We start from the raw sequence: 14,696 nt of genomic DNA on the forward strand, positions 1-14,696 counted from the left end.
GCTAACCTGCAGGTCGAAAAGAATTCACTTTATGGTTACTAAGTATTCGTCTTCAAGCAAGCGTCCACTGTCGCGCTACGCAGTAACTCGGTAGATGTCGAAGACACCCTCAACGTTGCGCAGCTGGTTCATGATCTGCCCCAACTGCTTGATGTCGGACACCTCGATGGTCAGGCGCACCGTGGCCACGCGGTCGTCGCCCGCCTGGGAAGACAGCGCCAGGATCGGCAGCTTCTGCTCGGAAAGCGCCCCGGTGAGTTCCGCCAGCAGGCCGTTGCGGTCCAGTGCCTCAACCTGCAGGGTCGCGCGCGAGGCGCTGCCGGAACCGCTGGCGTTGGCCCATGCGACATCGATCAGCCGCTCCGGCTCATCGCGGAGCTTCGCCGCGTTGGTGCAATCCGCGCGGTGGACGGACACTCCCCCGCCGCGGGTGACAAAGCCGAAGATCTCGTCACCCGGCACCGGCTGGCAGCACTTCGCCAGCTTGGCCATCACGTCGGGGCTGCCCTGCACGAGCACGCCGGGGCCGTCGTGGCGCGAAGCGCGCTGGATAATCTCGGAGATCGGGGCGCGTGCCGCGAGGGCATCGACGGCGTCGTCCTCGTTGCCGAACATGTCGACCAGCAGTTTGCCCACGTGCTGCGCGGAGACGTTGCCCGCGCCGATGGCGGTGTAGAGCGCATCAACGTCCGGGTAGTGCAGCTGCGTCGCTACCCGACGCATGCTTTCTGCGGTGAACAGCCGGTGCATCGGCAGGCCGCCGCGCTGGACCTCTGCAGCGAGAGCATCGCGGCCCGCCTCCAGGTGCTCCTCGCGGCGCTCCTTGGCAAACCACTGGCGGATTTTCGCCTTCGCACGCGGCGAGACGATGAAGTCCTGCCAATCCCGCGACGGGCCGGCGTTCTGGTCCTTGGAGGTGAAGATCTCGACGCGGTCGCCGGACTTCAGCTCGGATTCGAGCGCGACCAGCTTGCCGTTCACCTTGGCGCCGATGCAGCGGTGGCCCACCTCGGTGTGAACTGCGTACGCGAAGTCGACCGGGGTCGACCCAGCGGGCAAGTTCACCACGTCGCCCTTCGGGGTGAAGACGAAAATCTGCTGGCTGGTCAGGTCGTAGCGCAGAGAGTCGAGGAACTCGTTCGGATCGGCGGCTTCCTTCTGCCAGTCGAGCAGTTGGCGCATCCACGCCATCTGGTCCACCTCGGCCTGGTCGCCCTTGTGGGAACCCTTCGTCTCTTTGTAGCGCCAGTGCGCGGCCACGCCGAACTCTGCGTTGTAGTGCATCTCGTGCGTGCGCACCTGCACCTCGAGGGGGCGGCCCGTATCCGTCATCACCGTGGTGTGCAGCGATTGGTAGACACCGAAGCGCGGGTTGGACACGTAATCCTTGAAACGGCCCGGCATCGGCGAGTACAGCGCGTGGACAACGCCGATGGCCGCGTAGCAGTCGTGCACCGTGTCCACGAGGACGCGGATACCCACCAAGTCGAAGATCTCGTTGAAGTCGTGGCCGCGAACCACCATCTTTTGGTAAATGGACCAGTAGTGCTTCGGGCGGCCCATCACTTCGGCCTCGATGCCGTTGGCGCGCAGCTCGGCCTGGAGGTGGGTGGTGATCTCGTGCAGCGCGCGGTCGCGGGACGGGGCCCGGTCAGCCACCAGCCGGACAATCTCCTCGTACTTCTTCGGGTACAGGATGGCGAAGGCGAGGTCTTCGAGCTCCCACTTCACGCTCGCCATGCCCAGGCGGTGCGCGAGCGGAGCGATCACGTCGAGGGTTTCGCGCGCCTTCTTCGCCTGCTTCTCCGGCGGCAGAAAGCGCATCGTGCGCATGTTGTGCAGACGGTCGGCCACCTTGATCACCAGCACGCGGGGATCTTCGGCCATGGCCACGATCATCTTGCGGATGGTCTCCGCCTCGGCCGCCGCGCCGAGCGCCACCTTGTCCAGCTTGGTCACGCCGTTGACGAGGCGGGCCACCTCGGGACCGAATTCCTCGGTGAGCTGTTCCAGGCTGTAGTCGGTGTCCTCCACCGTGTCGTGGAGCAGCGCCGCTACCAGCGTGGTCGTGTCCATGCCCAGCTCGCCGCAAATTGTCGCGACGGACAGCGGGTGGGTGATGTAGGGGTCGCCGGATTTGCGGTACACGCCCTCGTGGAGCCGCTCCGCGGTCTCGTACGCCCGGTTCAGCAGCTCAACATCTGCTTTGGGGTGGTACTTGCGGTGGATCGACAGCAGCGGGTCCAGCACGGGGTTGGTGCGGGGACGGCCGCCGCCGGTCAGTGAGCGCGCGAGGCGCGCGGAAACACTCCGCACGCTGGGCCCTGAGCGCTTCACTGGTTTGTCGTGCGTCACCGCGGGCCTCCGTTCACGGGTAGGAATCGAGCGTCGAAAAGCTGAAAGCTCAAGTGTACTGCGCCGCTCTCCGAGGTTTAGCCGAGGACCACCAAGGGAACGTCGCCGAGCTTCTCGCGCCCGCCGAGGCCCTGGACCTCGAGGACCACGACGTAGCCGGCGACGGTGCCGCCGGCCTGCTCGATGAGGTCGGTGGCGGCGACGAGGGTGCCGCCGGTGGCCAGCACGTCGTCAACGAGCACAATTTTCTTGCCGCGGATGTCCACGCCGTTCGCCGGGATCTCGAGCGCGGCGGTGCTGTACTCGGTGGTGTATTCCTGGGTAATCACCGGCGGCGGGAGCTTGCCCTTCTTGCGGATCGCCAGGATGCCCAGGCCCATGTCGTACGCGACCGCGGAGCCGAGGAGGAAGCCGCGTGCGTCGAGGCCGCCGATGAGGTCGGCACCCAGCTCCTCGCAGGCGCGGGCCATCTCCTCGATGACGGTGTGCAGGGCGGGACCGTCGGCGAGCACAGGCGTGAGGTCCTCGAAAAGCACACCCTCCTCCGGGAAATCGGGCACGCGGCGGATCTTCGCGTCGAGGGCTTCCTTGGCGGATGCGTACGGGGTGGTCTCAGGCATGGTGAGCTTCCTCGGAAGGTGTCGGGGGCTTGGCGGGCTACCGGGCATTGACGACGTCAGTATTAAACTGCCACCGGTTCATATTCCAACCGATGCCGGTAAGTCCCGTATACGGCACAACGTTACTCACGTTGCGGGCAATTGCGAACGTCACGGGTTGTGCCGTGAGCGGAATGGACGGCAGGACGTTCCACAAGAAGTGTTCCTGCGAGCGAATGATATCCAGGTCCTGGGGGCGGTTGTTTGCCGCCGGGTATTCAACCATCGGGTCGATCGGCCGCAGAATCGCGTCAGCTGTGCCCTCGGTTACGACTTCCTCGCCCCACTCCCCGATCTCCGTGCGCGGCAGGTCAGCGAGCGTCTTGCCCTCACCGGCCACGTCGACGATGGTGACACCGGCCGGCTCGCAGCTCGCCCGCATCGACTCGACCATAGCGGCGTAGCGCGCATCCGGATACGGGTAGCCGACGCGCACTTCCATACCGGCGAGTGCGCTGGCTGCGGCGGTGTCCACGTCCATGTTCGCTTCCGCCGCCTCGCTGACCCGCTTGGCCAGCGGGTCATCGTGGCGGATCACGTGGTAGGGAGCCGCCGGCACCTCGATGCCGGCGGCATTGGAGGACGCGGCAGCTACAGCTCTCGGGTCCACGCAGCGCGACAGCGCCTTGCGGTTGGCCTGGTAGGACCACGTGCCCACCTCGGGGAAGGTGAGCACCTCCGTGAGCACACCCACAGACGTGTCCACATCGAGGCGGTTGCCCTCCGCGTTCGGGTCGTACCAGGGCTGCGACGCATCCCGCAGGTCGCCAACCATCAGCACACCCTCTTCGGCGAGCGTGTGCGTATCGACGGAGCCTGGCCACACCACCAGCTCCCGCTCAACCGGCGCGTCGCCGTAGTAAAACTCGTTGGCCTTCAGCGTCACTTCGCCGTGCTCGCCGACGCTGTCGATGACGTAGGGGCCGAAGGACACCTGCAGCTCGGGGTCGAACTGGTCTAGATCGAAGCCGGTGCGCCACACCTCGGCGATCGGGCGCAACTGCGCGAGCTCCTCGGACTGCAGCGCCGCCACGAGGTCCTCGACCGTCATCCCGAGTTTGGCGGCCACGGCGTGGGCGGGGAGCACCGTGCCACCCTCGAAGAGGCCGCGCCAGCGCGCGCCACGGCCCTCCTCGAACACCAGGGTGAACTCCTTGCTGCCCGGGGTGCATTGCAGGTCCGCAGTGTCGTCGAAAAGTGGCATGTGGGAGCCAAACAACTCCGGGTTGGTGCCCGCCGTGAACGCCAGCAGGTAATCAGCGCAGGTAACGGGAGTGCCGTCGGAAAATACCGCATCCTCGGAGAGGGTGTAAATGACCCGGCTTTCCGTGCCAGGCAGCGCCTGCGTGCTCACCAGGTCCGTGTTCGGAATCCGCTGGCCTTCAGGCCCCGGAACGTACACGCCCGGGTAGAGGCGGCCCGCAAGCTTTTGCGCCTGCAGGGACGCGCCTTCAAGGGAACCGGCGTTGGTGGTGCGCAACTCGCCGGCAACCTGGTAGCCGGCGATTGGCTCGCTCTCCGGCTCTCTGCCCTCGCGCGGGCTGCACGCGGCGGATCCCGCCGCGAGGCTCAGCGCTGCGAGCGCACCTGCGACGCGCTTGAAAGTGTGCACGTGTGCCGTCCTTTCTTGCTTGGCTTGGCTTGGCTTCGGCGCGGCTAGCGCGCGTTCGGCCTCCACGTGGTCGTGCCGCCGCGGGACTCGAACTGGCCGGTGTGCGCGGCGCGCGCCGGAGCGCTGTGGGTGACCGGGGCGGTGACGGTGCGCTTCGGGGTGGCGGGCTCGCGATCGTCGTCAAGCTCGGTGCCCGCGGCCGCACGCTCGGCTCGGTAGGCGGCGACCTCCTCGTTGTGGCGCTTGTACTTGCCCTGGCGCTCGACGAGGGAGACCAGCAGGGGGGTTGCCAGGAAGAGCGAGGAGAAGATGCCCTCGATCACGCCGATGAGCTGGATCAGAGCGAGGTCCTTCAGGGTGCCCACGCCGAGCATCCACACGGCAACCACCATGAGCGCGATGATCGGCAGCGCCGAGATCACGGAGGTGGAGATGGAGCGCATCACGGTCTGGTTCAGAGCCAGGTTCGCTTCCTCCGCGTAGGTAGAGCGGCGCGAATCCAGCACGCCGGAGGTGTTCTCCTTCACCTTGTCGAAGACGATGACGGTGTCGTATATGGAGAAGGTCAGCACGGTGAGCAGACCGATGATCATTGCCGGGGTGACTTCCAGGCCGAGCAAGGCGTAGATGCCCATGATGACAACACCGTCGACAAGCAGCGCGAGCATGGCGGCGAGCGCCATTTCGCGCTGCAGGCGCAGTGCCACGTAAACGGCCGCGGCGATGAGGAAGACGCCCATTGCAAGCAGCATGCGTTTGGTGATGGTGTCGCCCCAGGACTCGGACACCGTCGAGTCACCGATGGCATCCGCGGTGGCGTTGCCCTCCGCGTCCTTCGGCTGGTACTCGTCGAAGATCGCCTGGCGCGCCATGTCGATCTGCTCCTGCGTGAGGTGCTGGGAGTTGATCTCCAGGGTGCGTGCATCGCCGGCGCCGACGATCTGTGTCAGCTCCGGGGTGACGCCGGTGGCCTCGATGAAGGTCTCCTCCACCTGCTCCGCGACGAGATCGCCCGCGGGCATGGACATCTTGGTGCCGCCCTCGAAGTCGATGCCGAGGTTGAATCCGCGCAGCAGCATGGCCGCGATCGCGACCGCGAGGAACGCCAGCGTGATGCCGTACCAGGTCTTGCGGCGCGACATGAAGTCGATCGCGCCCTCGCGCGTGTAGATCCGCTCCCAGCGGCCCGTGTCCACGGTGGTGTCAACTGCGGTAGTCATGGTTACTTCTCCTCCGTGGTTGCGGCGGCCGGGACGGGTTCGGTTGCGGGCTTCACGCTTGCCGACGCTCGATTCCTGCGCCCCACCTCAAACGCCTTCGTCATACCGTTGACGGCCGGCTTGGACCAGAACTGGCTGCGCGAGGCGAGGATGAGCAGCGGTGCCGTGATCAGGAAGGTGACCACAAGGTCGAACACGGTGGTCAAGCCCATGGTGAAGGCGAAGCCCTTCACGTCGCCGATGGCGAGGAAGTAGATGATCACCGCGCCGATCAGGGTCACCATGTTGCCGGTGATGATCGTGTCCTTCGCACGCTCCCAGCCGGATGCCGTGGCCGAGCGGAACGTCTTGCCCTTGCGCACCTCATCCTTGATGCGCTCGTAGATGACCACGAAGGAGTCCGCGGTGGTACCGATACCGATAACCAGGCCCGCGATGCCGGAGAGGTCGAGCGAGTAGCCGATCCAGCGGCCGAGCAGCACCAGCGAGCCGTAGACCAGAAGGCCAGCGGCGAAGAGGGTGAACAGGGAGATGAGACCGAAGAGGCGGTAGTACGCGAACACGAAGATGGCCACGAGTAGCAGGCCGACGAGGCCCGCGTAAATGCCAGCCTGCAGCGAGGCGAGGCCCAGTGACGGCGGCACCGTCATTGCCGTGCCACCCGGCTCGCCGTTCTCGCCGGCGAACGACAGCGGCAGCGCGCCGTAGCGCAAGTTGTTCGCCAGCGCCTCGGCTTCTTCCTGCGTGAACTGGCCAGTGATCGAGGTCGCGGAACCGACCGGGGTGGCGCCCTGGATGACCGGGGCGGAGATGATCTGGGAGTCCAGGGTGATGGCGATCTGCTGGCCGATCAGCGCGCTGGTCAGCTGCGCCCAGGTCTGGGAGCCGTTGTACTGGCCATCCTGGGAAAACGCGAAGCTGATCTCCATCTGGCCGGTCTGCACGTTCGGGCCGCCGGTGATCGCCCGGTTGGTGTCGATCTGCTCACCCGTCAGACGCGGGCCGTCCTCCTCGGTGACACCGGTCAAGAGCGGCACCTCGTCGAGCAGCAGGGCCTGGCCCGAGGAGGGGTCGCAGGCGATCAGCGGCCGCGACTCGTCATCGGTGCCCGCCAGCGGGTCGGTCTCCTGCCCCATGCAGCGGCTGGACATGAGGACCAGCGCGGCGAACTGCTGCGTCGGATCCTCGGACTGGCGCGTCTCGCGCAGCATGTCCGCGGTCTCCTTGCGGCGGTCGGACACCTCCACCGGGCCGTTCGGCTCCGGCAGCTCCTCCGCCTGAACCTTCGGGGCTTCCTGCTTGATGACGGCTTCTTCGGCGGCCGCCTCATCGGCAGCAGCCTCCTCGCCTTCGGCGGGGGTCTCCTCCTCAGGCGCGAGCACCAAGTCGACGGCACTTTGCGCACCTTCCTGGGAGATCACGCCGTACTGCACCCACTTCACGGCGGTATCCATCAGCACGTCTTCGAGCGCCTCCGGATCCGGCATCGGGGTCTGCAGCACCGGGCGGAACAGCAGCTGCGAGGTCTGGCCGATGTTGCGGACCTCGGACGTGTCGTCGCCGGCGGCGGTAATCACAAGGGTGTTGCCGTCCACTACAACGGAGGCGCCCGAGACGCCCATGCCGTTCACGCGCTGCTCGAGGATGTTGCGCGCATCTTCGAGCTGCTCGCGCGTCGGTTCAGCACCCTGCGGCACGAGGGTGACGCGGGTGCCGCCTTGGAGGTCGATGCCCAGCTTGGGCGATGCGGCCTTGTCGCCGGTGAAGAACACCAGCGAGTAGACCCCGATGACAATGAGCGCGAACAACGCCATGGCCCGCAGCGGCCACTGGCGCGATGCCCCGCCGGATCGCCGAGTGTGTGAAGACGACACTGAGCTTGCTCCTCTATATTGCTTAGGCTTTGAAGCGCCCCAAAATGGCAGCTTCGGGGCGTGCACATCGGAACATGCTACGGCATGGGGCCTGAAACCTTGATTCCCGGTGCGCTACAGGGTCGGCGTTTCGCTTTCGTCGGCAAGCGTGGGCTCCACCTTGCGCATGATGCCGGCGGATTCCATCTGCACCACGGTGCCCGGGGCGATTTCCAGATCGATGACCTCGCCGCGGTTGGCCACGACGGTGCCGTGGAAGCCGGCGACGTTGATAATGCGGTCCCCCGGCACGATCGAGGCGCGCATCGCCTCAATCTCAGCCTGGCGCTTGCGCTGGGAGCGCATCAAAAGCATCGGCGGGACCACGAACAGGATCAGGATGAGGAGCAGCGGCAAAAATTCCATGGCCCGCATTGTTCCATACAGGAGGAATGATCCCGCGGCTAGAACAGGTCCAGCTGCCCGGGCGCGTCCGGCGGCGGGGTCATCCCGAGGTGGTGCCACGCGGACGCGGTTGCGACGCGACCGCGTCCGGTACGGGCCATGAGACCGGCGCGCACGAGGTAGGGCTCGCAGACCTCCTCGACAGTGCCGGGTTCCTCGCCGACAGCGATAGCCAGCGTATTCACGCCGACGGGGCCGCCGCCGTGGCCGCGGATCAGCGAGTCGAGCACCGCGCGGTCGAGGCGATCCAAACCCAACTCGTCCACATCAAACACGGCCAGGGCGGAGCGCGCGGCCGCCAGGTCCACGTGCCCGTTACCGTTCACGTCCGCCCAGTCGCGCACGCGGCGCAGCAGGCGGTTGGCGATGCGCGGTGTGCCGCGCGAGCGCGACGCGATCTCGACGGCGGCATCGGGCTCGATCGACACCCCGAGAATGCTCGCGGCGCGGGTCACCACCTTCGTCAGGTCCTCGACGCTGTAGAACTCCATCTGCGCGGTGAAGCCGAAGCGATCCCGCAGCGGGCCGGTGAGCATGCCGGCTCGCGTCGTAGCGCCGACCAGCGTGAACGGAGGGATCTCCAGCGGAATCGACGTTGCGCCCGGGCCCTTGCCCACGATGACGTCGATGCGGAAATCCTCCATCGCCATGTAGAGCATTTCCTCGGCCGGGCGGGCGATGCGGTGGATCTCGTCGATGAAGAGCACGTCGCCCTCCATCAGGTTCGACAGCATGGCGGCGAGGTCGCCGGCGCGTTCCAGGGCCGGGCCGGACGTCATCCGCAGCGACGTGCCAAGTTCCTGCGCGATGATCATCGCCATCGTCGTCTTGCCCAGGCCCGGCGGCCCGGAGAGCAGAATGTGGTCCGGGGTGACGCCGCGGCGGCGCGCACCTGCAAGCACGAGGTTTAGCTGCTCTCGCACTTTCGGCTGGCCGATGAACTCGTTGATCGATTTCGGGCGCAGCGACTTCTCAACGTCGCGCTCTTCCGGCAGCACGGTCAGCCCCACCGGGGAATCGTCGGGGCGGCCGAAGCCCTCCGGCAGCGCGAACTCGGTCTTTTCCAGGTCGGACACGGCGCGCCTCCTACTGCTTGCCCAGCTGGGTCAGCGCCGCTCGCAGCAGGGCGGAGGTCGGCGCGTCGGGGGTTTCGGCACTGAGCGTATCGACGACAGGACGAGCCGCCTTCTCGGTAAAACCGAGGCCGATAAGTGCCTCGACCACCTGCTCGGACGCATAGGAGCTGTCGGCGGGTGCGGCGGCGACCGCAGCTGCGCCGTCGGCAGGTACCGCTGCGAGGCCCTCCATCTTGTCCTTGAGCTCCAGGACGATGCGCTCCGCCATCTTCTTGCCCACGCCCGGGATGGTCTGCACCGCCTTTGCGTCGCCGGCGGCGATGCGGGAGGCAAGATCGCCCGGCTCGAATACGGCGAGCGCGGCCAGCGCCAGCTTGGGGCCGAGGCCGGTCACGGTCTGCAGCTTGTGGAACATCGTGCGCCCGTCCGCGTCGCTGAAGCCGTAGAGGGTGATGCCGTCGTCCTTGACCACCATGGATGTGAGCACCCGGCGGGTTTCGCCGCGGGTCAGCCTCCCGAGCGTGGGCGGTGTGGCCAGGAAACGGTAGCCGACACCGCCGCACTCGATCACGGCGTGATCCAGCCCGATGGCGATCACTTCACCGTTGAGGGAATCAATCATGCGGGGAGGATCCTTTCGTCGTAAAGCGGGCTAGCCCCAGGCCCCCAAGCGGGCGCTGGCCTCGGCGCGGGCGATGAGTGGGGCGCGCCAGCAGTGGCACACCGCGATCGCGAGCGCGTCGGCCGCATCGGCGGGCTTCGGCGGTTCGCCGAGACCCAGGATGCGGGTGATCATGTTGGTCATCTGCTTCTTGTCGGCGCGTCCGTTGCCGGAGATAGCCTTCTTGACCTCGGAAGGCGTGTACTCGTGCACCGGGATGCCCCGTTCGGCGGCGGCGAGCACCATCACGCCGACCGCGTGGGCGGTGTGCATGACGGTGGAGACGTTGCCGCGCTCGAAGATGCGCTCCATGGCCACCACGTCCGGTTTGTACTCGTCCATCCAGTCCCCCACCGCATTCGAAATTCGCAGGAGGCGCTCAGCGAGTTCGGCAGAAGACGGGGTGCGGACCACACCCACCGCAACGGGGATGATCTGGCGGCCGCGGCCGGCCTGCACCATGGACAAACCGCACCGGGTAAGCCCCGGGTCGATCCCCATAACGCGCAGGCCTTCGAGGCTCATGCCGGTTTCTCTAGTCCTCGAGCTGGGCGGCGACCTCGTCGGAGATCGTCATGTTGGTGTAGACGTTCTGGACGTCGTCCGAGTCCTCGAGCGCGTCGATGAGGCGCAGCATCTTCTTCGCCCCGTCAGCGTCCAGGTCCACCTGCACGTCGGCGCGGAACTCCTGGCTGGAGTCCTCCACCTCGATGCCCTCGGCGGTCAGCGCGTCCTTCACGGCGGTAAGGTCTGTCGGCTTACAGATGATCTCGAACTCCTCGCCTAGGTCGTTGACCTCCTCGGCACCGGCGTCGAGCACAGCCATGAGCACATCGTCCTCGGTGAGCTCGCCCTTGGCGATGGTCACGACACCAGTGCGCTCGAACATGTAGCCCACGGAACCGGACTCGCCCAGGTTGCCGCCGTTCTTAGTCATCGCGGTGCGCACCTCGGTTGCGGCGCGGTTGCGGTTGTCCGTCAAACACTCGATGAGCACGGCGACGCCGTTGGTACCGTAGCCCTCGTACATCACGGTTTCCCAGTTGGAGCCGCCGGCGATCTCGCCGGAGCCGCGCTTGCGGGCGCGCTCAATGTTGTCGCCCGGCACGGAGGCCTTCTTGGCCTTCTTAATCATGTCGTCGAGGGTGGGGTTGCCAGCCGGGTCGCCGCCGCCGGTACGCGCAGCAACCTCGATATCCTTGATCAGCTTCGCCCACAGCTTCGAACGCTTCGCGTCGTTCGCCGCCTTCTTGTGCTTGGTAGTCGCCCATTTAGAGTGGCCAGCCATCTCGCACCCCTTTTCGCTCGGAATGAATAACGCAAACTCGAATAACGGCTGCCCAGTATACGCGGGGCGCCCTACAGACCCGGCATCCGCGTTCGGCCGCCCTCGTTCCTGGCCTAATTGCCGCGCACCGGCACCTGGGTCGCGCCCGCCCGCAGATCGCGGGCCAGCCCCTCCTGCGCCACAAGTGCGACAAGCTCCCCTCCGCGGTTGAAAATGCGCCCCTGCGCCAGCGCGCGCCCCGACGCCGCCGACGGCGAGGCCTGCCGGTAGAGCAGCCAGTCGGTGACGCGCACCGGCCGGAAGAACCAGATAGCGTGGTCCAGCGACGCGAGCTGCACCTTGTACCCCGGGTGCGCCTGGAGAGCCGAAAACAGGATGGTCATGTCGGACATGTACGACAGCGCGCAGGCGTGCACCGCGTTATTGTCCGGCAGCTCGCCCTTGAAACGGAACCAGATGGAGCGCCCGGACACGGTCGTCAGGTCCGGCACCGCGACGTTCGGGTCGATGGTGCGGATGTCCCACTCGCGGAAATCCTTCTTCGCCCCCGGCACGCCGGAGGGGATGTCCTCCGGCACCGGCACATCCTCCGGCGCAGGCACCTCCGGCATCGGCTCCGCGTGCTCGGGCCCGTTGTCCAGATCGTGGTGGAAGCTCGCCGTCATCATGAAGCAGCACTCGCCGTCCTGGTACGCCTCCACGGTCCGCGAGGCGAAGCTGCGGCCGTCGCGCAGGCGCTTGACCACGTACTCCGTATCCTTGTCCGCGTCCGCCGGCGCGAGGAAGTAGCTGTGCAGGGAGTGCACCAGCTTGTCCTCGCCCACCGTTCTCGTCGCCGCGGCCACGGCCTGGCCGACCAAGTGCCCGCCGAAGGTCCGGTTGAACACGTCGGTGTTCATGGACGGGCCCCGGAACCGATCGTCGGAAAGCTGCTCGATGCGCAACACGCGCGCGAGCTCGGAGGTGTACTGCATATCAGGGCACCCTAGCAGCCATTATGCGCCGCTGCGCCCCGGCAGTTGGCCCAGCGCGGCGTACTCCGGCAACGCCGCCGTGCCGCCGAGGCGCAGCGTGCGCACGAGCGGCCGCAACCGCAGGGCCCGCGCGTCCGCCACCGCGTCGTTGTAGAAACGCAGCGCGAGCATCACGCGGGTATCCGCGTCCGCGAGCTCCGGGCTTTGCGTACCGACGTTCATTTCCAGCCCCGCCATGCGCCCCGCTAGCGCGTCCTCCGCGCCGAGCCGCGAGCCCAAATCGCGATCCGTCAGCCTGATTTCCTCCGTCTGCCGCGCTTCCCTGGCGAGCGCCGGGACCGTGGCGGCGATCACGGCGCAGCGCCGATCCAACGCCGCCTGCAGCGCATCGCGCGAACGGTCGAGGCGGATGTGCAGGCGGTCCAGACGTTGCGCGGTGAGCACCGCCCACACAGCACCCACCGCGAGAACAACCGCGGCGAGCACCCAAACAAGCGTCGCACTCACCTCGCCACCCGCACCTTTTCGCCGGCGGCAGTGTTCGCAACAGTCTCGTACACGGCCATCACTTGGTCAGCCACGGTCACCCAGTCGTAGCGGGCTGCGCGGCGGGTGCCGGCCTCGACTAGGCGGTTTCGCCGCTCACGATCGTCGATAAGTAAGGAGAGCTCACGAGCGAGCGCGTCCGCGTCGCCGACCGGGAACAGTACGCCCGCGGGGTCCTCGGAGCCGGCGTCGCAGACCGCGGCGAAGGCTTCAAGGTCGCTGGCCACCACCGCGCACCCCGCCGCCATCGCCTCAACAAGCACGATGCCGAAGCTCTCCCCGCCCAGGTTCGGCGCGACGTAGATGTCGGCACGCCCGAGAATCTCCGCCTTCTGCGCTTCAGTCACCTTGCCCACGAAATCCACGCCCGCAGCCTCCCGCGGGTGGCCCGCCCCCATCACGGTCACTTTCACCGGGGCTGGAAGCTTTCCGACGGCAGCAAGCAGCACCTCCAAGCCCTTCCGCGGCTCGTCGAGGCGGCCGAGAAAAACGATCTCGACGGGCCCGTCCGCGGCAGGCGCGGTGCGGGCGGCGGCGAAGCGGGCGGTATCGACGCCGTTCGGGATTACGACCGGGTCGGTGCCGACCTGCTCCACCTGCCAGCGGCGCGCCAACTCGGAGACTGCGATGCCGCCGCGGATCTTCTCCAGCTGCGAGCGCATGACCGGCAGCGCCGCCTTGAGCACCACCGATGACGTCGCCGAAGCGTGGTACGTGGCCACGATCGGCCCCTCCGCAGCGCGGACCGCCGCCATGGCGTAGCTGTGCGCGTTCGGTTCGTGGACGTGGAGGACATCAAAGTCGCCTGCCTCGATAAATGCCCGCGCGGTGCGCCCCACCTGGGGGCCCACCGCGAGCCTGGCCACCGACCCGTTGTACGGCACCGCGACCGCAGCTCCCCCGCGGGTGACGTACGCGGGCAGCTCGGTCTCCCCAGAAGCGGGACCGAGCACCTCGACATGGTGGCCGCGCCCGATAAATACCTTCGCCAGGTCGAGGATGTGGGCTTGGACGCCGCCGGGCTCGTCGAAGGAGTACGGGCACACCATGCCGATGCGCATCGCCTACCTCCCCTGCGGTCTGGGGCGGCGTTTCTTGCGGTCGGCCGGCCACATCGGCTGGAGCATGTGCCAATCTTCCGGGTGGGCGGCAATGTTCGCGGCGAAGACATCCGCCACGCGCTGCGCGGTAGCCCCAAGTTCAGTTACCTCGATCGACGGGCTCACCGACAAGCCCCAACCGGGGCCCTCAGGCCCGTCGGTATACCAGGAGTGCACGGCCAGAAGTTCCGCTCCGGTGTCGATCGCGAGTTTTGACGGCCCAACCGGGAACGTCGTCTCCTCGCTGAAGAACGTCACCGGCACGCCGCGGCCGCCGAGGTCGCGCTCGCCCATCAGGCACACGATCCCGCCGCCTTCGAGCACCTCGCGCAGCCGCTCGTAGGGCGGCTGCTCCCCGCCGGTCAGCGCCAGCACCTCGAACCCGAGCGCCTCCCGGTATTCCACGAACGCATCGAACAGCGCCTCGGGTTTGAGGCGCTCCGCAACCGTCGCGAAGCTGCCGTAGTTCCGCACCAGAAAAAGGCCGGCGAAGTCCCAGTTGCCCGAGTGCGGCAGTGTCAAGACCACACCCTTGCCTTTCGCCACAGCGGTGTCGAGATGCTCGAGCCCCTCCACGCCTTCGGCGTAGCGCTGCAGCGTCGCCTCATCGCCCGCGATGCGAGGCAGCCGGAACGCCTCCAGCCAGTAGCGGGCATAGGAGCGCACCGCATCGCGAACCAGCTCCCGGGTTACGTTTTCAGCGCCCACCACGCGGGTGAGGTTGCGGCGCAGCATCTCCATGCCGGTACCGTCGCCGCTCATGCGGTCCGCGCCCGCGCGAAACAGCGGCCACGTGACGCGGTACGGAAGTGCGCCGATGATCTTCCACCCGGCGATGTAGCCGTACGCGGTGAGTGTGTCCTTGAGGTTGCCCACGTCGCCCATCT

Annotated in this window: 14 protein-coding genes; all 14 read right to left on the reverse strand. The window is 67.1% G+C overall.

What is annotated here, in order from left to right; genetic code table 11:
* Nucleotides 1–75 precede the first annotated feature (75 nt).
* On the reverse strand, nt 76–2,355 hold the full coding sequence (locus M5J20_RS03090; RefSeq protein WP_253576216.1) for a RelA/SpoT family protein: 2,280 nt from the start codon (nt 2,353–2,355) through the stop codon (nt 76–78).
* Between the two features lie 77 nt (nt 2,356–2,432).
* On the reverse strand, nt 2,433–2,975 hold the full coding sequence (locus M5J20_RS03095) for an adenine phosphoribosyltransferase (protein WP_253576218.1): 543 nt from the start codon (nt 2,973–2,975) through the stop codon (nt 2,433–2,435).
* Between the two features lie 37 nt (nt 2,976–3,012).
* Nucleotides 3,013–4,626, reverse strand: a complete 1,614-nt coding sequence (locus tag M5J20_RS03100) for an ABC transporter substrate-binding protein (RefSeq protein WP_253576220.1) — start codon at nt 4,624–4,626, stop codon at nt 3,013–3,015.
* A gap of 44 nt (nt 4,627–4,670) precedes the next feature.
* On the reverse strand, nt 4,671–5,846 hold the full coding sequence (gene secF / locus M5J20_RS03105) for a protein translocase subunit SecF (protein WP_253576223.1): 1,176 nt from the start codon (nt 5,844–5,846) through the stop codon (nt 4,671–4,673).
* Between the two features lie 2 nt (nt 5,847–5,848).
* A complete protein-coding gene (gene secD, locus M5J20_RS03110) occupies nt 5,849–7,660 on the reverse strand; it encodes a protein translocase subunit SecD (RefSeq protein WP_253576224.1) in 1,812 nt (603 codons plus the stop codon).
* Between the two features lie 174 nt (nt 7,661–7,834).
* Nucleotides 7,835–8,125, reverse strand: coding sequence for a preprotein translocase subunit YajC (yajC, locus tag M5J20_RS03115; protein ID WP_253576226.1), 291 nt, complete (start codon nt 8,123–8,125; stop codon nt 7,835–7,837).
* A 38-nt stretch (nt 8,126–8,163) separates the two neighbouring features.
* On the reverse strand, nt 8,164–9,240 hold the full coding sequence (gene ruvB, locus M5J20_RS03120) for a Holliday junction branch migration DNA helicase RuvB (protein ID WP_253576228.1): 1,077 nt from the start codon (nt 9,238–9,240) through the stop codon (nt 8,164–8,166).
* Between the two features lie 10 nt (nt 9,241–9,250).
* Entirely contained in the window at nt 9,251–9,862 is a 612-nt protein-coding gene (gene ruvA / locus M5J20_RS03125) for a Holliday junction branch migration protein RuvA (RefSeq protein WP_253576230.1), read from the reverse strand.
* A 30-nt stretch (nt 9,863–9,892) separates the two neighbouring features.
* A complete protein-coding gene (ruvC, locus tag M5J20_RS03130) occupies nt 9,893–10,426 on the reverse strand; it encodes a crossover junction endodeoxyribonuclease RuvC (RefSeq protein WP_253576231.1) in 534 nt (177 codons plus the stop codon).
* 10 nt (nt 10,427–10,436) lie between these two features.
* On the reverse strand, nt 10,437–11,189 hold the full coding sequence (locus tag M5J20_RS03135) for a YebC/PmpR family DNA-binding transcriptional regulator (protein ID WP_253576232.1): 753 nt from the start codon (nt 11,187–11,189) through the stop codon (nt 10,437–10,439).
* A 113-nt stretch (nt 11,190–11,302) separates the two neighbouring features.
* Nucleotides 11,303–12,163, reverse strand: coding sequence for an acyl-CoA thioesterase (locus M5J20_RS03140; protein WP_253576233.1), 861 nt, complete (start codon nt 12,161–12,163; stop codon nt 11,303–11,305).
* A gap of 21 nt (nt 12,164–12,184) precedes the next feature.
* On the reverse strand, nt 12,185–12,670 hold the full coding sequence (locus M5J20_RS03145) for a hypothetical protein (protein ID WP_253576234.1): 486 nt from the start codon (nt 12,668–12,670) through the stop codon (nt 12,185–12,187).
* A complete protein-coding gene (locus tag M5J20_RS03150) occupies nt 12,667–13,770 on the reverse strand; it encodes a glycosyltransferase family 4 protein (protein ID WP_253576235.1) in 1,104 nt (367 codons plus the stop codon). Before M5J20_RS03150 ends, M5J20_RS03145 begins: the two co-directional genes overlap by 4 nt.
* A gap of 3 nt (nt 13,771–13,773) precedes the next feature.
* The gene (locus M5J20_RS03155; protein ID WP_437177613.1) at nt 13,774–14,685 is read right to left on the reverse strand and encodes a phosphatidylinositol mannoside acyltransferase; all 912 of its coding nucleotides are present in this window, start codon (nt 14,683–14,685) and stop codon (nt 13,774–13,776) included.
* Between the last annotated feature and the right edge of the window lie 11 nt (nt 14,686–14,696).

Source organism: Corynebacterium stercoris, assembly GCF_024160105.1.
GTDB lineage: Bacteria > Actinomycetota > Actinomycetes > Mycobacteriales > Mycobacteriaceae > Corynebacterium > Corynebacterium stercoris.

What these genes read in the sequence shown, in the direction of transcription:
- M5J20_RS03095 (WP_253576218.1), bottom strand. Translation starts at nt 2,975, where the DNA reads ATGCCTGAGACCACCCCGTACGCATCCGCCAAGGAAGCCCTCGACGCG.
- secF (WP_253576223.1), bottom strand. Translation starts at nt 5,846, where the DNA reads ATGACTACCGCAGTTGACACCACCGTGGACACGGGCCGCTGGGAGCGG.
- secD (WP_253576224.1), bottom strand. Translation starts at nt 7,660, where the DNA reads ATGGCGTTGTTCGCGCTCATTGTCATCGGGGTCTACTCGCTGGTGTTC.
- yajC (WP_253576226.1), bottom strand. Translation starts at nt 8,125, where the DNA reads ATGGAATTTTTGCCGCTGCTCCTCATCCTGATCCTGTTCGTGGTCCCG.
- ruvA (WP_253576230.1), bottom strand. Translation starts at nt 9,862, where the DNA reads ATGATTGATTCCCTCAACGGTGAAGTGATCGCCATCGGGCTGGATCAC.
- ruvC (WP_253576231.1), bottom strand. Translation starts at nt 10,426, where the DNA reads ATGAGCCTCGAAGGCCTGCGCGTTATGGGGATCGACCCGGGGCTTACC.
- M5J20_RS03135 (WP_253576232.1), bottom strand. Translation starts at nt 11,189, where the DNA reads ATGGCTGGCCACTCTAAATGGGCGACTACCAAGCACAAGAAGGCGGCG.
- M5J20_RS03140 (WP_253576233.1), bottom strand. Translation starts at nt 12,163, where the DNA reads ATGCAGTACACCTCCGAGCTCGCGCGCGTGTTGCGCATCGAGCAGCTT.
- M5J20_RS03150 (WP_253576235.1), bottom strand. Translation starts at nt 13,770, where the DNA reads ATGCGCATCGGCATGGTGTGCCCGTACTCCTTCGACGAGCCCGGCGGC.